Annotated in this window: 14 protein-coding genes and 1 pseudogene; 8 read left to right on the forward strand and 7 right to left on the reverse strand. The window is 68.1% G+C overall.

Annotation, left to right across the window (positions count from 1 at the left end; translation table 11 throughout):
* Positions 1–223: 223 nt before the first annotated feature.
* From TSO5_RS04800 to TSO5_RS04815, 4 genes are read right to left on the reverse strand one after another with little or no spacing between them, the layout of a single operon-like run.
* Positions 224–1231, reverse strand: a complete 1008-nt coding sequence (locus TSO5_RS04800; RefSeq protein ID WP_109150501.1) for a TRAP transporter substrate-binding protein — start codon at positions 1229–1231, stop codon at positions 224–226.
* A 56-nt stretch (positions 1232–1287) separates the two neighbouring features.
* Positions 1288–2565: a TRAP transporter large permease subunit gene (locus TSO5_RS04805; RefSeq protein ID WP_109150502.1), complete on the reverse strand. Its 1278-nt coding sequence runs from the start codon at positions 2563–2565 to the stop codon at positions 1288–1290.
* A 39-nt stretch (positions 2566–2604) separates the two neighbouring features.
* The gene (locus TSO5_RS04810; protein WP_109150503.1) at positions 2605–3183 is read right to left on the reverse strand and encodes a TRAP transporter small permease; all 579 of its coding nucleotides are present in this window, start codon (positions 3181–3183) and stop codon (positions 2605–2607) included.
* Entirely contained in the window at positions 3180–3785 is a 606-nt protein-coding gene (locus tag TSO5_RS04815; protein WP_109150504.1) for a gluconokinase, read from the reverse strand. Before TSO5_RS04815 ends, TSO5_RS04810 begins: the two co-directional genes overlap by 4 nt.
* A gap of 370 nt (positions 3786–4155) precedes the next feature.
* On the opposite strand from TSO5_RS04815, the gene TSO5_RS04820 reads away from it, so the two are divergent.
* The 6 genes and pseudogenes from TSO5_RS04820 to TSO5_RS04845 all read left to right on the forward strand — a co-directional run bounded on the left by TSO5_RS04820 (position 4156) and on the right by TSO5_RS04845 (position 13460).
* A complete protein-coding gene (locus TSO5_RS04820; protein ID WP_247870592.1) occupies positions 4156–5220 on the forward strand; it encodes a LacI family DNA-binding transcriptional regulator in 1065 nt (354 codons plus the stop codon).
* A 119-nt stretch (positions 5221–5339) separates the two neighbouring features.
* Complete coding sequence (locus TSO5_RS04825; RefSeq protein WP_109150505.1) at positions 5340–6842, forward strand: thymidine phosphorylase family protein; 1503 nt, start codon at positions 5340–5342, stop codon at positions 6840–6842.
* Positions 6843–6864: 22 nt separating this feature from the next.
* Entirely contained in the window at positions 6865–8484 is a 1620-nt protein-coding gene (locus TSO5_RS04830; protein ID WP_109150506.1) for an MBL fold metallo-hydrolase, read from the forward strand.
* Positions 8481–9656 (forward strand): HlyD family efflux transporter periplasmic adaptor subunit, encoded by a 1176-nt coding sequence (locus tag TSO5_RS04835; RefSeq protein ID WP_109150507.1) that lies wholly within the window; start codon positions 8481–8483, stop codon positions 9654–9656. Before TSO5_RS04830 ends, TSO5_RS04835 begins: the two co-directional genes overlap by 4 nt.
* Positions 9653–12329, forward strand: a pseudogene (gene rbbA / locus TSO5_RS04840) (ribosome-associated ATPase/putative transporter RbbA). The gene TSO5_RS04835 and the pseudogene rbbA overlap by 4 nt, the downstream one beginning before the upstream one ends.
* 3 nt (positions 12330–12332) lie before the next feature.
* Positions 12333–13460: an ABC transporter permease gene (locus TSO5_RS04845; protein ID WP_109150508.1), complete on the forward strand. Its 1128-nt coding sequence runs from the start codon at positions 12333–12335 to the stop codon at positions 13458–13460.
* Between the two features lie 153 nt (positions 13461–13613).
* Here TSO5_RS04845 and TSO5_RS04850 read toward each other — a convergent pair whose 3' ends face one another.
* The 3 genes from TSO5_RS04850 to galU form a co-directional block, all read right to left on the reverse strand.
* Entirely contained in the window at positions 13614–15017 is a 1404-nt protein-coding gene (locus TSO5_RS04850) for a phosphomannomutase/phosphoglucomutase (protein ID WP_109150509.1), read from the reverse strand.
* Positions 15018–15055: 38 nt separating this feature from the next.
* Entirely contained in the window at positions 15056–16387 is a 1332-nt protein-coding gene (locus TSO5_RS04855) for a UDP-glucose/GDP-mannose dehydrogenase family protein (protein WP_109150510.1), read from the reverse strand.
* A 215-nt stretch (positions 16388–16602) separates the two neighbouring features.
* Positions 16603–17472: a UTP--glucose-1-phosphate uridylyltransferase GalU gene (galU, locus tag TSO5_RS04860; RefSeq protein ID WP_109150511.1), complete on the reverse strand. Its 870-nt coding sequence runs from the start codon at positions 17470–17472 to the stop codon at positions 16603–16605.
* A gap of 414 nt (positions 17473–17886) precedes the next feature.
* On the opposite strand from galU, the gene TSO5_RS04865 reads away from it, so the two are divergent.
* Positions 17887–18669 (forward strand): RluA family pseudouridine synthase, encoded by a 783-nt coding sequence (locus TSO5_RS04865; RefSeq protein WP_109150558.1) that lies wholly within the window; start codon positions 17887–17889, stop codon positions 18667–18669.
* Between the two features lie 90 nt (positions 18670–18759).
* Positions 18760–19032, forward strand: a complete 273-nt coding sequence (locus TSO5_RS04870) for a GNAT family N-acetyltransferase (RefSeq protein WP_109150512.1) — start codon at positions 18760–18762, stop codon at positions 19030–19032.
* Positions 19033–19037: the final 5 nt, after the last annotated feature.

Consider the following 19037-nt stretch of genomic DNA (forward strand, 5'->3'; position numbering starts at 1 on the left):
AATTCAAGTAAATTAATTGCTAATATATCTGCCATCCCAACAGATGAAGAGAGAAACGTTAAAAATGGCAGACGCTCATACCTTGGTCTGAAAATTCATACTTTAGGACCGGCACCCAAATCTTTCGGGCACATACAACCTTCACTCCGCGATATAAAGAAAAAGGGGCGGACCGGTCGTCCCGGTCCGCCCCCTTCACGACATCCGCAGGCGTCGCCTGTGATTACTTCCGGGCGGCGGTGATGGCGGCCTGCAGGTCCTTCAGCACCTCGGCACCGCCGTCGGCGGCGTACTTGTCGAAGGCCGGCTTGACCATCTCGCGCATGCGGTCCAGCTCGGTCGGGCTCAGCTCGTTGATCTGCATGCCCTTTTCCTTCAGGTAGGCCACGCTCTGGGCCGAGGCCTCGCGGCTGTCCTTGCGCTCGAAATCGCGCGAGGCGACGGCGGCCTCGTTCAGGATCTTCTTCTCGTCCGCCGACAGGCCATCGTACCAGCGCTTGCTGGCCAGCATGATCCACGGGCTGTAGACGTGGCGGGAAATGGTCAGGTACTTCTGGACTTCATAGAACTTGGACGACTGGATGGTGGTGACCGGGTTCTCCTGGCCGTCGACCGTGCCGGTCTCCAGCGCGGTGAACAGTTCGGAGAAGGCCAGCGGCACCGCGTTGGCGCCGAAGCGGTTGAACATGTCGATGTAGACCGGGTTCTGCATCACGCGCAGCTTGATGCCGCCCATGTCCTCGACCTTGGTGATCGGGCGCTTGCTGTTGGTCAGGTTGCGGAAACCGTTCTCCCAATAGACCAGACCGACCAGCCCCTTGTCGTTCAGCGACTTCAGCAGCTTCTCGCCGAACGGGCCGTCCAGGACGGCGTCGGCTTCCTTCTCGTTGTTGAACAGGAAGGGCAGGTCATAGACGCCGAAATCCTTGACGATGCCGACCAGCGTGGCCGTGGAGCCGACCATCATCTCCTGCGCGCCGCCGATCAGGGCGTTCTGCATCTGGATGTCGCTGCCCAGGCTGGCGTCGCCGAAGCCCTTCAGCTTGAGCTTGCCGCCGCTGCGCTTGGACAGTTCCTCGGCGAAATACTTCACCGCCCGGCCCTGGTTGCTGCTCTCCGACAGGCCATAGCCGAAGCGGATGATGCGGGTCTTCACGTCCTGGGCGGCGGCGGTGATCGGGGCGAGCAGGGCGGCGGCGATGCCGGTGGCGAGCAGCAGTTTGCGGAACATGGGTGTCGAACTCCCTTGAGGTCTGGTGTTTCGTTCTGGTTGGTTTTGCTAACGCGTCAGTGGAACATGTGCAGCGGCATGGTGACGATCTCCGGCACGGCGATCAGCAGGCCGAGCAGGACGATGTAGGTGAGCAGGAAGGGCCAGATGCCCTTGGTGGCGCTTTCCAGCGAGATGCGGGCGACGCCGCACACCACGTTCAGCACCGTGCAGACCGGCGGATGGATCAGGCCCAGCGTGCCGATCAGGACGAACATCACGCCGAAATAGGTCGGATCGATGCCGGCCTTGATCGCCAGCGGGGTCAGCACCGGACCCAGAACCAGGATGGTCGGCGTCAGGTCCATCACCGTGCCGACGGCCAGCAGCAGGAAGGCGATGGCCAGCATCAGCAGCTTGGGATGGCTCATCAGCGGCGCCAGCAGCTCCGTCATCTGCTGCGGCAGATCGGCCAGCGTCACCATGTAGGACGACACCAGCGCGGCGGCGCACAGGAACATGACGGTGCTGGTGGTGCGCGCCGCCTGGACCAGCAGCGGGACCAGCTGCGGCAGCGTGACCTGACGGTAGACGAACAGCGCGACGAACAGCGAATAGACGGCGGCGACCACCGCGGCCTCTGTCGGCGTGAAGATGCCGCCGCGCAGGCCGCCGATGATGATGACCGGCAGGGCCAGCGCCCAGATGCCGTCGCCCAGCGCCTTCAGCCGCTCCCGCCCGCTCGCCTTCGGCTGCAGCTTCACCGTCATGTCGCGGCAGACGAAGACCCACGCGCAGACCAGACCGATGCCCATCAGCAGGCCGGGGACGATGCCGCCCATGAACAGCGCGCTGATCGAGGTGTTGGTGGTCACGCCGAAGATGATGAAGGGCATACTGGGCGGGATGATCGGGGCGATGATGCCGCCCGACGCGATCAGACCGGCAGAGCGCGGCACCGGATAGCCGTGGTCGCGCATCATCGGGATCAGCAGGGTCGCCAGCGCGGCGGTGTCGGCGATGGCCGAGCCCGACAGGCTGGCCAGCATCACCGAGGCGCCGATGGTGACGTATCCCAGACCGCCCTTGATGTGGCCGACCAGGCTGACCGCCAGGTTGATGATGCGCTGGGAGATGCCGCCGGCGTTCATCAGCTCGCCGGCCAGGATGAAGAAGGGCACCGCCATCAGCGGATAATTGTCGGCGCCGCTCAGCATGTTCTGGGCGACCAGTTGGGCGTCGAAGAAGTCGAGGTGGACCATCAGCGCGACGCCGGTCAGCATCAGCGCGAAGGCGATGGGCATGCCGAGCAGCATGAAGCCGAACAGCGAGCCCAGGAAAATGGTGAGCGTCATGGCGGCGTCTCCGTCCGCAGGAAGTCTTCTGGTCTGGGCTCAGTGCTTGGCGACGGCAGGGCTGCCGTGGCCGGGTGCCGGCGGGGCCACGGCGGGGCCGTGCGATTCCGGATGGTCCAGCATGGTGTCGGGGTCGCCGGGGACGCGGGCGCCCGGCTGGTTGGTGACGATCCGCCACAGGTTCGCCAGCACGGTCAGCGCCATGGCGATGGCCGGGAAGAAGCCCGCCGCCGCATAGAAGGCCATGGGGAAGCGCAGCACGGTGGAGAAGGTCTCCATGCCGATCAGCAGCTGGATCCAGCTTCCCTGCACGAACAGCCACAGGGCGTACAGCATCATCAGGTGCGCGATCACCGCGCAGGCCCGGCGGACCTTGGCCGGCAGGCGGCTCTGCAGGATCTCCAGCCCCAGATGCCGCTGGTGGCGCAGCGCCACGGTGGCGCCCAGGAACACCAGCCAGACGAACATCAGCCGCGCGATCTCTTCCGCCGCGACGATGCCGCTGTTGAAGACATAGCGCAGGACGACGTTGCCGAAGACGAGACCGACCATGACCGCCAGCATCAGCGCCATGATCCATTCGGTGACCCGCTCCAGCAGATCAGCAACGCGCTTCATGCGTTCCTCCCAAAACAATCACCGCCGGTCAGGCGGGCATGCGCATCGGCGACGATGGCCTCGGCCGGCAGCGTCACCTCGTAGGACAGCACCGGTTCGTCGGCCGCCGGCATCTCCAGATCGGCGAACTGGCTGTCGACCAGCGCCATCGGCATGAAATGGGCGGTGCGCGCCCCCATGCGCGAGGCGATCAGCGCCTTGTCGCCGTGCAGATGCAGGAACACCACCCGTTTGCAGTCGCCGCGCAGGCGGTCGCGATAGCGCCGCTTCAGCGCCGAACAGGCGACCACCAGCCCCCTGCCCTCGCGGTCGGCATCGGCGATGAAGCCGGCCAGCGTGCCCAGCCAGCCGTCGCGGTCGGCGTCGGTCAGCGGGATGCCGGCCGACATCTTCTCGATGTTGGCGGGCGGGTGGTGGGCGTCGCCCTCGATGAATTCATGGCCCAGGGCCAGGGCCAGGGTCTGGCCGACGCTGGACTTGCCGCAGCCGGCCACGCCCATCACCACGACGATCAGCGGCCGGGCACCGTCCGGTTCTTCGGACGGCGGTTGGGGCTGAGGGGCGTTCATGCCGGGGGACGGCGCGATGGAGGGACCGTTCATGAGGCTCATATTCCCGAATACCGGTGCGGGACGGCGTCCGCGACCAGGGTCGCGGCGGGCCACGCACTGACAAGGTTATGTTAGCGCTATCATTCGCGGGTCACTGAGAGGTCTACGACCATGGAGGCCGGACTGCACGGATGACGCCGAGACGAGTTGCTGATACTGTTAGCGCTAACCTTGACGCGCGTAAAGAGTTTTGTTTGAGTTGCGGACAAACTGATCGGGGATGGCCGCGGGTTGCAGGCTTAAGCTCTGCATGGCATGCGGCTGTTGCCGAGAATGCTACACATCGGTGACCGGCCGGCCCGCGCGACCTTCCGTCGCGCCGGCCGGACTCGGATCGCCGGAATTGAAAGGACGAAGCCCTGTGACGACCCGTGGCGGTGATCGGCCAGCATCCTCGGCGGTTAAGACGCGCAAGCCGCGCTCCTCGCGCACCGGCCGCGCCACCATGGCGGACGTGGCGGAGCGGGTGGGCATCAGCGCCATCACCGTCTCGCGCGCCTTCAAGCGGCCGGAACTGGTGGCGCCGGAGCTTCGCCAGCGCATCCTCGACACCGCCCAGTCGATGGGCTATGTGCCGAATCAGGCCGCGAGCGCGCTGGCTTCGGCGCGGTCGATGACGGTGGCGGTGCTGATCCCGTCGATGACCAACATGGTCTTCGTCGAAACGCTGGCCGGCATCCACGACATGCTGCTGCCGCGCGGCTACCGCGCGCTGATCGGCGTCACCCACTATTCCCCGGTGGAGGAGGAGCGGCTGATCCGCACCTACCTGCAATTCCAGCCCGACGGCATCCTGCTGACCGGCACCGACCATACCGAGATCACCCGCACCTACCTGTCGGCGCTCTCCAGCCCGACCGTCCACATGATGGAGCTGCTGGACGATCCCGACAGCCTCAGCGTCGGCTGTTCGCAGGAGGAGGGCGGCCGATTGATGACCACCCACCTGCTGGAGCGCGGCTACCGCCGCATCGGCTTCGTCGCCGTGCAGCTCGACCCCCGCACGCTGGCGCGGCTCGACGGCTACCGCCATGCGCTGGAGGAAGCCGGGCTGTATGACGAAAAGCGCGTCTGGCGCCTGCCCGACCCGTCCTCCATCCACCTCGGCGCGGCGATGATCGACCGGATGATGGCGGAGAACAGCGACTGCGACGCCGTCTTCTTCTGCAACGACGACTTGGCCCAGGGCGCCCTGTTCCAGTGCCAGCGCCGCGGCATCCGCGTGCCCGACCAGCTCGCCGTCGCCGGCTTCAACGACCTGCCGGCGTCGGCCTGGACCACCCCGACCCTGACCACCGTCGCCACGCCGCGCTACGCCATCGGCCGCCACGCCGCCGCCATGCTGCTCGACCTGATGGACGGCAAGGAGCCGCCGCAGCGTCGCCTCGACCTCGGCCTGACCTTCATCGCGCGGGAAAGCACGTGAGGGAGCACACCCCCTCCACCCCGCCAATGATCCGGATCAACCGCGGCGCGTAAGGCCCGGCATGGCAGCCGCGCAGGCTCGGCGTCGCTAAGCGGCGGGGCCGGGGGTAGACTGTGCGTATGCTGACGCTTCGACATCTGGCGATCGACACCGTCCGGGAGAATGTCGCCTTCCTCAACCGCCGCTGCACCCGGTACCATGTCGAGGATTTCCTCGGGCTTGGGCGGGTGGAGGTGCGGAACGACGGCCGCTCCCTGCTGGCGGTGCTGAACATCGTCGACGACCCCGCCATCGTCGCCCCCGACGAAATCGGCCTGTCCGACCCCGCCTTCGGCCAGCTCGGCCTTGCGGAAGGCTCCGCCGTCCATCTCGTCCCGCCGACCCCGCCGGAGAGTTTCGAGCTGGTGCGCGCCAAGGTCGGCGGCGCCGCCCTGACCGACGACCAGCTGGCCGCCATCATCCGCGACGTCACCGACCAGCGTTATTCCAAGATCGAGATCGCCGCCTTCCTGATCGCCTGCGCCAGCTTCATGACGACGGCGGAGGTGCTGGGCCTGACCCGCGCCATGGTCGCCGCCGGCACCCGGCTGCATTGGGACGGCCCCAACGGTATCGCGGGCGCCATCGCCGACAAGCACTGCATCGGCGGCATCCCCGGCAACCGCACCTCGATGATCGTGGTGCCGATCGTCGCCGCCCACGGCCTGCCGATTCCGAAGACCTCGTCGCGCGCCATCACCTCGCCCGCCGGCACCGCCGACACCATGGAGGTGCTGGCCAACGTCGACGTGCCGATGGAGCGCATGCAGGCCATGGTGCGCGAGGCCAAGGGCTGCCTGGTCTGGGGCGGCCATGTCCGGCTGTCGCCGGCCGACGATATCCTGATCTCGGTCGAACGGCCGCTCGCCATCGACACCCGCGAACAGCTGGTCGCCTCCATCCTGTCGAAGAAGGTGGCGGCCGGCTCCACCCATCTGCTGATCGACATCCCCGTCGGCCCCAGCGCCAAGATCCGCAGCGCCGGCGATGCGGTGCGCCTGCGCAAGCTGTTCGAGCATGTCGGCGACCGGCTCGGCCTGACGCTGGAGGTGGCAATCACCGACGGCTCGCAGCCGGTCGGGCGCGGCATCGGCCCGGTGCTGGAGGCGCGCGACGTGATGGCCGTGCTGCGCAACGACCCGGCCGGGCCCGCCGACCTGAAGGAGCGCGCCCTGCTGCTGGCCGGCCGCATCCTGGAATTCGACCCCGCCGTCCGCGGCGGCAGCGGCAACCGCCGGGCGCGCGACCTGCTGGAATCCGGCGCCGCCTTGGCCTCGATGGAACGGATCATCGCCATGCAGGGCCCGCCGCCCGCCGTGGCGACGCTGGGATCCCTGGTCGCCGAGGTCGCCTCCCCCGCCGACGGGGTGGTATCGTCGCTCGACTGCTACCGCCTCGCCCGCATCGCCCGGCTGGCCGGTGCGCCGACCGACAAGGGCGCCGGCATCGACCTGCTGCGCAAAGTGGGCGACCCGGTGCGCCGGGGCGAGCCGCTGTACCGCATCCACGCCAGCACAAACGCCGACTTCACCTTCGCCCAGGCCTATGCCGCCGACGACAACGGGGTGCGGGTGGTGGGGTGACGACCAGCCAAGGAGCCAACCAATGTCCCTGTCGCTGACCTTCCATGGTGCCGCCGGCACGGTGACCGGCTCCTGCTTCCGCCTGTCCACGCCGAACGGCGACGTGCTGATCGATTGCGGCATGTTCCAGGGCACCAAGACGATCCGGGAGCTGAACTACCGCCCCTTCCCCTTCGATCCGTCCTCGATCGCCGCGGTGCTGCTGACCCACGCCCACATCGACCATTCCGGTCTTCTGCCGAAGCTGACCCGCCTCGGCTTCCGTGGCCGCGTCTACGCCACCGGCGGCACGGTGGACCTGCTGGAATACATGCTGCCCGACAGCGGCTATATCCAGGAGGGCGAGGTGGAGCGGCTGAACCGCCGCAACCGCCAGCGCGGCCGGGCCGCCGTCCAGCCGATCTACACCCAGGACGACGCCATCCGCAGCCTGCGCCGGCTCCGCCGTGTCGAGTACGACCGCTGGACCGAGATCCTCCCCGGCCTGCGCGCCCGCTTCTGGCAGGCCGGCCACATCCTTGGCTCCTCCTCCGTCGAGATCGAAGCCATAAGCGGCTTTGACACTGGTGCTGGCGAACCCACCCGCATCCTGTTCTCCGGCGACATCGGCCCCGGCGGCAAGAGCTTCCACGCCGACGCAGAAGGACCGGAGCGGCCGGACTGGATGGTGCTGGAGACCACCTATGGCGACCGCGACCGCGCCGACCTGGACGAGGCCGGACGGCAGGCGGTGTTGCGCGCCGAAGTCTCGACGGCTCTGGCGGCCGGCGGCGTCCTGCTGATCCCGGTCTTCGCGGTGGAGCGCACGCAGGAACTGCTCTACGACCTCGACTGCCTGTTCGACGGCGGACAGCTGCCGGCGGTGGACGTCTTCCTCGACTCGCCGCTGGCCGACGCGGTCACCGGCGTCTTCCGCCGCCATCTCGACGATCTGGAGACCGACGGCGACCCCTTCACCCGCGCCAATTTCCACCATGTCCGCAGCGTGCCGGAAAGCCAGCGCCTCAACACCCTCTCCGGCGGCGCCATCATCATGGCGGCCAGCGGCATGTGCGATGCCGGCCGCATCCGCCACCACCTGAAGAACCGCCTGTGGCGTCCGCAGGACACCGTTCTTCTGGTCGGCTATCAGGCCCCCGGCACGCTGGGCCGCCTGCTGCAGGAGGGCACCCCCCGCGTCCGCATCCATGGCGAGGAGATCGCGGTGAAGGCGAAGGTCCGCTCGATCGACGTCTATTCCGGCCATGCCGACCGCACCACCCTGCTGGATTGGGTGGAGGCCCGCCACGGCGTCGGCCACGGCCTGTTCCTGGTCCATGGCGAGGAACCCGCCCGCGCCTCCATCCGGCAGGCCCTGATCGACAAGGGCTGGTCGGCGGAGCGCATCGCCCAGCCGGCGCTGGACGACCGCGTCGACCTCGCCGCCCCGCGTCCGCTGGTGCCGGCCGACCGCCACCCGCGCCTCGCCCCCGCCGACCTCGCCGCCGGCCTCGACTGGCACAACCATTATGCCGAAGCGCTGCTGGCGCTCCGCCGCACGCTGGACGCCGCCCCCGACGACGCAACGCGCGAACGCATCCTGGCCGGCGTGATGGGCGCGCTGGACAAGGACGACAAAGCCGGCAAGGGAGCGCAGCCATGACCGTCAAGCGCATCCTCATCGCCGTGGTCGTGCTGGCGCTGCTCGGCGCCGGTGCCGCCTATGGCTGGCGGGCGATGCAGGGCAACCGCCTACCCGCCGGCTTCGCCTCCGGCAACGGCCGGATCGAGGCGAACGAGATCGACATCGCCACCAAATATGCCGCCCGCGTCCTGACCATCCCGGTGCAGGAGGGCGATCTGGTGGAGGCCGGCGCCGTCATCGCCACGCTCGACACCCGCGACCTGGAAGCGCAGCTCCGCTCCGCCGAGGCCCAGCTGCGCCAGGCCCGTCGCGCCCGCGACGAAGCCGCCGCCCTGGTCGCCCAGCGCGCCAGCGAAGCCGATTTCGCCGCCAAGGAGATGGAGCGGGCGCTGGTCCTGTTCGGCAAGGGCCATGTCTCCGAACAGCGCGTCGATCAGGCCCGCAACAGCCGCCGCACCGCCGACGCCGCGCTCGACGCCGCCAAGAGCCACCTCGCCAGCGCCGACGAGGCGATCACCGCCGCGGCCGGCGATGCCGACCGCCTGACCACCCTGGTCGCCGACGGCGTTCTGAAGGCGCCGCGCAAGTCCCGCGTCCTCTACCGTCTGGCCGAACCCGGCGAGGTGCTGGCCGCCGGCGGCAAGGCGGCGACGCTGCTCGACCTGTCGAATGTCTACATGACCTTCTTCCTGCCGACCGACACGGCGGGCAACTTGGCGCTCGGCGCCGAGGCCCGCATCCTGCTGGACGCCGTTCCCGACATCGCGATCCCCGCCATGGTCACCTTCGTCGCCCCGCGCGCCCAGTTCACGCCCAAGCAGGTGGAGACCAAGTCGGAACGCGACCGCATGATGTTCCGCGTCAAGGCCCGCGTCCCGGAAGCGCTGGTGACCCGCTACATCGAGCGGGTGAAGACCGGCCTGACCGGCATGGCCTATGTGAAGCTGGACGACACGGCGGTCTGGCCCGACTGGCTGGAATCGAAACTGACCCGGGAAGCGGCCTCTCCCCCACCGATCTCTCCCTCTCCCCCCCGGGGAGAGGGGCGGGGTGAGGGGGATGCACAGCATGATTTCGCCGAGAATCAGCCCCTCTCCACCCCCCAATCCACCCCCCAATCCACCCCACGCTTCCCCCTCACCCTCTCCCCGGGGGGGAGAGGGGATCCCTATCTGTGGTCGAAATCATGACACCAGCCGTCTCGCTGTCCGGCGTGCGGCACCGCTATGGCGGGACGGTGGCGCTGGAGGACGCCTCTCTCGACATCCCTGCCGGGGCCAGCGTCGCGGTGATCGGCCCGGACGGCGTCGGCAAATCGACCCTGCTCGGCCTGATCTCCACCGCCAAGAAAATCCAGCAGGGCAACGTCCACGTCCTCGGCACCGACGTTTCCGACCGCCGTGGCCGCGCCGCCCTCCAGCCGCGCATCGCCTATATGCCGCAAGGGCTCGGCCGCAACCTCTACGCAGACCTCAGCGTCGCCGAAAATCTCCAGTTCTTCGGCCGCCTCTTCGGCCTGAACGCCACCGAGCGCCAGCGCCGCATCGCCGACCTGCTGGAGTCCACCGGCCTCGCCCCCTTCCCCGACCGCCCGGCCGGCAAGCTGTCGGGCGGCATGAAGCAGAAGCTCGGCCTGTGCTGCGCCCTGCTGCACGACCCCGACCTGCTGATCCTCGACGAGCCGACGACCGGCGTCGATCCGCTCTCCCGCCGGCAGTTCTGGGATCTGATCGCCCGCATCCGCGCCGGCCGCGCCGGCATGACCGTGCTGGTCGCCACCTCCTACATGGACGAGGCGGAGCGCTTCGACCAAGTCGTCATGATGAATGCCGGCCGACTGCTCGCCCACGACACCCCCGCCGCACTGAAGGAGCGGACCGGTGCCGCCGATCTGGAGGAGGCCTTCGTCGCCCTGCTGCCGGACGAGGCCAAACGCGGCCACCAGCGCCTGACCGTCCCGCCCCGCCCGCCCGAGCCCGTCGGCGCCGAACCGGCCATCGAGGCGATCGGCCTGACCCGCCGCTTCGGCGATTTCACCGCGGTGTCGGACATCAGCTTCCGCATCGGCCGCGGCGAGATCTTCGGCTTTCTGGGTTCCAACGGCTGCGGCAAGACCACCACCATGAAGATGCTGACCGGCCTGCTGCCCGCCACGGCGGGAGAGGCGCGGCTGTTCGGCAAGCCGGTGGACGCCACCGATCTGGAGAGCCGCCGCCGCGTCGGCTACATGGCGCAGGCCTTCTCGCTCTATGGCGAGCTGACGGTGCGCCAGAACCTCGACCTGCACGCCCGGCTGTTCGACCTGACCGACGCCGAACCCCGGCTGGCGGCGCTGGTCGAGCGCTTCGGCCTGTCCCCCTACATCGACGCGGTGGCCGACCGCCTGCCGCTCGGCGTGCGGCAGCGGCTGTCGCTGGCCGTCGCCATCCTGCACGGTCCGGAGTTGCTGATCCTCGACGAGCCGACCTCCGGCGTCGATCCGGTGGCGCGCGACCAGTTCTGGCGCGACCTGATCGCTTTGTCGCGCGACCAGGGGGTGACGATCTTCGTCTCCACCCATTTCATGAACGAGGCGGCGCGTTGCGACCGGGTGGCCTTCATGAACGCCGGCCGCGTCATCGCCGCCGGCCCCCCCGACGAGCTGCGCCGCCAACAGCAGGCCGACAGCCTGGACGACGCCTTCATCGGATTTATGGAACAGGCGGAGGGGGATGCTCAACTCGACACCCCGCCCAATCCCCCTCTCCCGCCGCCGCCTGCTCGCCTACGCGTGGCGCGAAACCCTCGAACTCCGCCGCGACCCAGTCCGCCTGACCGTCGCCCTGCTCGGTACCGTCCTGCTCATGCTGGTCTTCGGCTTCGGCATCACCATGGATGTCGAGAATCTGACCTTCGCCGTCCTCGACCACGACCGCTCCCCCGAGAGCCGCGCCTATATCGAACAGTTCGACGGCTCCCGCAGCTTCCGCGCCACCCCGCCCGCCATCGACGCCCGCGACCTCGCGCTCCGCCTGCAGCGCGGCGAGGCGTCGCTGACCATCGAAATCCCCGAAGGTTTCGGCCGCGATCTCCGCCGTGGCCGCATCCCGGAGGTGGCGGTGCGCATCGACGGCGCCATGCCCTTCCGGGCGGAGACGATCCAGGGCTATGTCGCCGGCCTGCACCAGCGCTTCATCGAAGATGCCGCCACCGCATCCGGCGTCACCCTGCCCGTCCCCGCCGCCACTCTGGAGATGCGTTACCGGTACAACCAGGCCTTCCGCAGCCTCGACGCCATGGTGCCCAGCACCATCGGCCTGCTGCTGGTCTTCATCCCCGCCATCCTGGCCGCCCTCGGCGTGGTGCGCGAAAAGGAACTGGGCTCCATCACCAACCTCTACGTCACCCCGGTGACCCGGCTGGAGTTCCTGCTGGGCAAGCAGCTGCCCTATATCGGGCTGGCCACCTTCAACCTGCTGCTGATGGTCGCCATGGCCGTGACCCTGTTCGGCGTGCCGGTGAAGGGCAGCCTGATCGGGCTGCTGCTGGGCGGACTGGTCTATGTGGTGGCGACCACGGCGCTGGGGCTGCTGATCTCCGTCTTCACCGCGACCCAGACGGCGGCGGTGTTCGGCACCGCCATCGTCACCATGCTGCCGGCCACCCAATTCTCCGGCATGCTGCAGCCGGTCTCCACGCTGGAGGGCGGCGCGTGGCTGTTCGGCACGCTGTTCCCCACCACCCATTTCCTGAAGATCTCCGTCGGCGCCTTCACCAAGGGCCTCGCCCTGCCGGAGCTTCTTCCCTTCATCCTGGCGACCGCCGCCTTCGTGCCCGTCTTCCTGGCGCTGGGCGTCGCCTTCCTGCCGAAACAGGAGCGCTGAGCCATGATGCGCTTCCTCCGCAACAGCCTGACGCTCGCCCGCAAGGAATGGATCAGCCTTCTGCGCGACGTCTTCATGCTGGGCTTCGTCGTCTATTCCTTCACCTTCTCCGTCTACAGCGAGGCGACCGGGATCTCGCACGACCTGCGCAACGCCGCCATCGCCATCGTGGATGAGGACCGCTCCACCCTGTCGCAGCGGCTGGTCTCCAGCTTTCACCAGCCGGAGTTCCAGACCCCGGTGATGATCGGCCATGCCGAGGTCGATCCGGCGATGGATTCCGCCCGCTACACCTTCGTGCTCGACATTCCGCCCGATTTTCAGGCCGACGTGCTGGCCGGCCGCAGCCCGACGATCCAGCTGCTGATCGACGCCACCGCCATGATGCAGGCCGGCATCGGCTCCGGCACCATCCAGGGCATCGTCGATGACGAGGTCGGCCGCTTCGTCCGCCGCGAGGCCGAGGGCACCGCCGCCCCGGTCAGCCTTCAGATCCGCGTCGCCTACAACGAGGCGCTCGACACCAAATGGTTCACCGGCACCATGGCGGTGGTCAGCAACGTCACCATGCTGGCGGTGCTGCTGGCCGGCGCCGCCCTGATCCGCGAACGCGAACACGGCACGCTCGAACATCTTCTGGTGATGCCGGTCCGCCCGGCAGAGATCATGGCCGCCAAGGTGCTGGCGAATGGAGCGGTGATCCTGGGCCTGACGCTGGTGGCGCTCTATGTGGTGCTGCGCGGCCTGCTGTCGGTGCCGCTGGCCGGCTCGGTCCCGCTGTTCCTGGCCGGGACGGCGCTCTATCTGTTCTTCGCGACGGCGCTCGGCATCTTTCTCGGCACCGTGGCGCGCTCGATGCCGCAGTTGGGCTTGCTGTTCATCCTGATCGTGCTGCCGATGGACATGCTGTCCGGCGGCTTCACCCCGCTGGAAAGCGAGCCGGAGTGGCTGCAGACGGCAATGCAGCTGTCACCCTCCACCCATTTCGTCGCCTTCGCCCAGGCGATCCTGTTCCGCGGGGCGGGCTTCGACGTGGTGTGGCCCAGGTTCGCGGCGACGGCGGGGATCGGCGCGCTGTTCTTCGCGTGGAGTCTGGCGCGGTTCAGGAGGCATTTGGCGAGTTTCAGGTGAGGGCCGTGTATTGCCCCCACCCTAACCCTCCCCCGCTCACGCGGGAGAGGGAACTGCCGCCGCTTCGCATAAGGCACCCTCTCCCGCGAAGCGGGGGAGGGTTGGGGAGGGGGCATTCGTCAGCCGAAGCCTGAACACCCCCACCCCCAAACCTCAGTGCGCCGACCCGCCGCCCTCGAACGACGGCGCGCTCAGCCCCGACGCAACCAGCTGCTCGATCAGCGCGCCCTTCAGCCGCTCCAGCCCTTCCTGGCTGTAGGACTCGGCGCGGGCCACCAGCACGTCCTGGGTGTTGGACGCGCGCAGCAGCCACCAGCCGTCGTCGGTCGTCACGCGGACGCCGTCGATGTCGTTGACCTTGGCGCCCGACGCCTTGACGCGGCCCTTGACCTCCTCGACCACGGCGAACTTGCGTTCCTCGTCGATCTGGAAGCGGGTCTCCGGCGTGTTGACCATGTCCGGCAGGCCGTCGCGCAGGTCCGCCAGCGTGGTGTTCAGCTTGCTGACCAGCCCGACCAGACGCACGCCGCAATACAGCGCGTCGTCGAAGCCGTACCACTTGTCGGCGAAGAAGATGTGTCCCGACATCTCGCCGGCCAGCGGCGATCCGGTCTCGGCCATCTTGGCCTTCAAGAGCGAGTGGCCGGTCTTCCACATCAGCGGGTTGCCGCCATGCTTGGCGATCTCGTCGAACAGGGCCTGGCTGGCCTTGACGTCGGCGATGATGGTGGCGCCCGGATGGCTCTTCAGCACGTCGGCGGCATAGAGCGCGACCAGCTGGTCGCCCCACACCACGCGGCCCTTGTGGTCGATGGCGCCGATGCGGTCGCCGTCGCCGTCGAAGCCGATGCCGATGTCGCAGCCATGCTCCGCCACCGCCTTCTTCAGGTCGACCAGATTGGCCTCGACCGTCGGGTCCGGGTGGTGGTTGGGGAAGTTGCCGTCGATCTTGTCGAACAGCAGGACATGCTTGCCCGGCAGCTTGGCGGTCAGGCGGCGCAGGATCTCGCCCGACGCGCCGTTGCCGGCGTCCCAGGCGATCTTCAGGTCGCGGGTGCCGTCATAGTCCTTCAGCAGGCGGGTGACATACTCGTCCTGGACGTCGATCTTCTCCGACGAGCCCTGGCCCTGCTCCCAGTCGGCCTTCGCCGCCATGGTGCCGAGTTCCAGGATCTGCTGGCCATAGACCGGGCCCTTGCCCAGCATCATCTTGATGCCGTTGTAGTCCGGCGGGTTGTGCGAGCCGGTGATCATGATGCCGGCCGCCGCCTCGCGGTCGCGGGTGGCGAAATACAGCATCGGCGTGGGGCCGAGCCCGATGCGCAGGACGTGCAGGCCGGTGGAAACCAGCCCGTCGACCAGCGCCTCCTCCAGGTCCGGCGAGGACAGACGTCCGTCATAGCCGACGCAGACCGTCTTGCCGCCCTTGCGCACCACCACGGTGCCGAAGGAGCGGCCGACCGCGCGGGCGTCGGCGGGAGTCAGCGTCTTGCCGACGATGCCGCGGATGTCGTACTCGCGCAGCACCGTGGGGTGGAAGGTATGGGCTTCGCTCATCGTCTCGTTAGTCCTCTGTTGGACGCCGTCTCAGGACCTTAACCGCGGTCCATTCCACCGGCCGGCGACGGCCGTCCGATGGAGCTGTAGGTGAAGCCGGCCTTCGCCATGTCCTCGGGGTTGTAGATGTTGCGCAGGTCGATCATCACCGGCCGCTTCAGCATCGACTTGACCCGACGCAGGTCGAGCGCGCGGAATTCGTTCCACTCCGTGAGAATAGCGACGCAATCGGCCCCTTCCAAGGTGCCGTAGGCGTTCTTGGCCCATTCCACGCCGGGAAGCAGCTTTTCGGCCTCATGCATCGCCGCCGGATCGAAGGCGCGCACATGGGCGCCGGCCGCCTGCAGCGCCGGGATGATGTCCAGCGACGGGCTGTCGCGCATGTCGTCGGTGTTCGGCTTGAAGGCGACGCCCAGCACCGCGACGGTCTTGCCGTCCACCGACCCGCCGCAGGCGGCGATGATGCGCTCCGCCATCTGCTTCTTGCGCTTGTCGTTGATGTCCACCACCGTCTCGATGATGCGCAGCGGGCTGCCGACCTGCTGGGCGGTGCGGACCAGCGCCAGCGTGTCCTTCGGGAAGCAGGACCCGCCGTATCCCGGACCGGGGTGCAGGAACTTCTTGCCGATGCGGCCGTCCAGCCCGATGCCGCGCGCCACGTCATGGACGTTGGCGCCGACCTTCTCGCACAGATCGGCAATCTCGTTGATGAAGGTGATCTTGGCGGCCAGGAAGGTGTTGGCGGCGTATTTCGTCAGCTCCGCCGTCTCCAGCGAGGTCACGACGATCGGCGTCTCGATCAGGTAGAGCGGCCGGTAGAGCCGGCGCATCACGTCGCCCGCACGATCCGACGTGGCGCCGATGACGACGCGGTCGGGCCGCATGAAGTCGCCGATGGCCGAGCCTTCGCGCAGGAATTCCGGGTTAGAGGCAATGTCGAACTCGGCGTCGGGGCGCACCCGGCGGATGATCGCCTCGACCTCGCGGCCCGTCCCGACCGGAACGGTCGACTTGGTCACCACCACCGTGTAGTGGTCGAGATGCTGGGCGATCTCCTCGGCGGCGCCGAAGACATAGGACAGGTCGGCATGGCCGTCGCCACGGCGCGACGGGGTGCCCACCGCGATGAACACGGCGTCGACGCCCTGCATCGCCTCCTTCAAATCCATGGTGAAGGACAGGCGGCCGGCGGCGACGTTGCGGGCGACCAGATCGTCCAGGCCGGGCTCGTAGATCGGAATTTCGCCGCGCTTCAGCCGCTCGATCTTGCCGGCGTCCTTGTCGACGCAAGTGACGTGCACGCCGAATTCCGAAAAGCAGGCGCCGGAGACCAGGCCGACATAGCCCGTGCCGATCATCGCTATGCGCATCGCGTCCCCCTCATATCCTTAAAAAGGAATCCTGTATGTCTCTGGGATGCCCAGGTGAATTTTCACCGCGGGGCGTTCCTCATGGCCGGCCATTTCGCCCGGCCGGCTCCTTAATTCATGACGCAGCATTCCGGGCACAGCCCAAACGCACGCGCCCGCCGCCGTCCGGATCAGGGGACGGGGGCGGGCACCGCGTCATGCGTGCTGCCCGTCGGTCAGCAATATTTGCGCAGCATGGCACGCACCTTGTCGGCCATGTCCGGCCGGTTCAGCGCGTGGGCGAGAGTCGCCTCGATGAAGCCGACCTTGTCGCCGCAGTCGTAGCGGGTGCCTTCGAAGCGCAGGCCGTGGAACGGCTGGTTGCCGATCAGCTTGGCCATCGCGTCGGTCAGCTGGATCTCGTTGCCGGCGCCGCGCTGCTGCTTTTCCAGATGGTCGAAGATTTCCGGCTGCAGGATGTAGCGGCCGATGATCGACAGGGTCGACGGCGCGTCTTCCGGCTTCGGCTTCTCGACGAGGCCGCGGACGGTGGCCAGACGGCCGTCGTCCTTCTCGACGTCCAGGATGCCGTAGCTGCTGGTCTTTTCGCGCGGCACGTCGACGACGGCGACGATGTTGCCACCGACCTCCTCGTACGCCTCGACCATCTGCTTCAGGCAGGGGGTCTTGCCCTGGACGAAGTCGTCGGGCAGCACGATGGCGAACGGGTCGTTGCCGATCAGGGCGCGGGCGCACCACACGGCGTGGCCGAGGCCGAGCGGAACCTGCTGGCGGGTGTAGAAGCAGCGGCCGGGAGCGATCTCGCTGTGGCGGACCTCTTCCAGCGCGTCCAGCTTGCCGCGCTCTTCAAGCGTACGGTTCAGTTCGGTGTCGGCGTCGAAATGGTCTTCGATGGCGCGCTTGGAACGGCCGGTGACGAAAACGAAATCCTCGATGCCGGCGGCGCGCGCCTCTTCGACGGCATGCTGCAGCAGGGGGCGGTCGACCAGGGGCAGCATCTCTTTCGGGATGGCCTTGGTGGCCGGCAGGAAGCGCGTGCCGAGACCGGCGACCGGGAACACCACCTTGCGCACGGGTTTCCGCATTGGACGTCTCTTGTGGTTGAGGCGAAATCAAATCCATAGTGCCACGGGACCACCCAACCGCAAGCAAGCCTGCGGAAGCACGGGCCGTGGTCCCGGGCTTTCTGCCACGCCTTCCGCGACTGCGCAACAAACCTTCCGAGACCGGGCAAAAGGCTAGTCCCGGCGGCCGAAATCAAAAGAAAACCGGCCGAATGTCCTCATTCAAGCCGATCTTTATCCGCAAGGTCCGAAGCCGGCCCGGACCTTTCTCATAGGCAGTAACGCTTGGAAAAGCACCGCAAACCACGGGCGCGACACCGTGCCGCTGGCAATCCGCCGCCATGCTTTGGCTATCGAACTTTCCGTATGACGCTTGATTGCGGATCTTGCGCGAATACTTGCGCAAGCGGCCCGCAGGCGGCCATGGTGCCGGCCATGACCTCCGACTCGCGTACCTCCATCTTGCCGCCCCCGCCCTCGCTAACCGCGCCCTCGCTGACCGCGGACCAGTTGCATGCCCGCGTCCTGCATCGGGACACGGAGTGCTTCGTCATCGACAAGCCGGCCGGTCTGGCCGTCCACAAGGCGGGACGCATCACCAACCATCTCGAGCTGTACCTGCCCCATCTCGCCGGGTTGGACGGCGCCGGCCCGGACGAAGAGCCGCCGAAGCTCGCCCACCGGCTGGACCGCGACACCGCCGGCTGCCTGATCCTGGGCCGCACCCCCTGGGCGCTGAAGCGTTTCGGCCAGATGTTCGCCGCCGGCCATGTCGAGAAGACCTATTGGGCGGTGGCCGAGGGCATCCCGGACGCGGACTCCGGCGTCATCGACCTGCCCCTGCTCAAGAAGATCGAGCCCAAATCCTCGTTTGGGGCGTCGCGCTCGTCCTGGACCATCCTGCCCGATCCGGCCGGCCAGCCGGCGGTCACCGAATACCGGGTTCTCGGCACCAGTGCCGACGGCCGCTCCTGGCTGGAGCTTCGCCCGCGCACCGGCCGCACCCACCAGATCCGCGTCCATTGCGCCGCCATCGGCTGCCCGCTGGTGGGAGAACCCTTCTACGGCCCCGAGCGCCGGCCGGCCGGCAACCTTCACCTGCTGGCCCGCTCCGTCGCCTTCCGCATGGCCTTCGAATATGCCCCCGTCAGCGCCGTCGCCCCGGCGCCGGAGCATATGCGGGACGCCCTGTCCGCCTGCGGCTGGCGAGGAGAGTGACAGGGTTTCCGCGCAAAGGGGGGACTGACGTCCTCTTCCCCGCATCCCATTGTTAAGGGGGAAGCCCCCACAACCGACGGAGCGCACAGGATGGGACAGGCGGTCACCGACAACCGCGCCATGAACCGGTTCGAACTGGCGGTCGGCAACCAGACGGTTTTCGCCGACTACCGCCGCAACGGCCGGACCCTGGTGATTTCCTATGTCGAGGCCCCGCCCTCATTGCGCGGCACCGGCGCCGCCGGCCGCCTGATGGAAGGCGTGGTCGAGACCGCCCGCGCCGAGGGGCTGAAGATCGTCCCCCTGTGCGGCTACGCCGCGATGTGGATCAGGCGCAACCAGCACTCCGACCTGCTGGCGTGAGGGTT

Origin of the sequence: Azospirillum sp. TSO5, assembly GCF_003116065.1 — a bacterium.
In the GTDB taxonomy this organism is placed as follows: domain Bacteria; phylum Pseudomonadota; class Alphaproteobacteria; order Azospirillales; family Azospirillaceae; genus Azospirillum.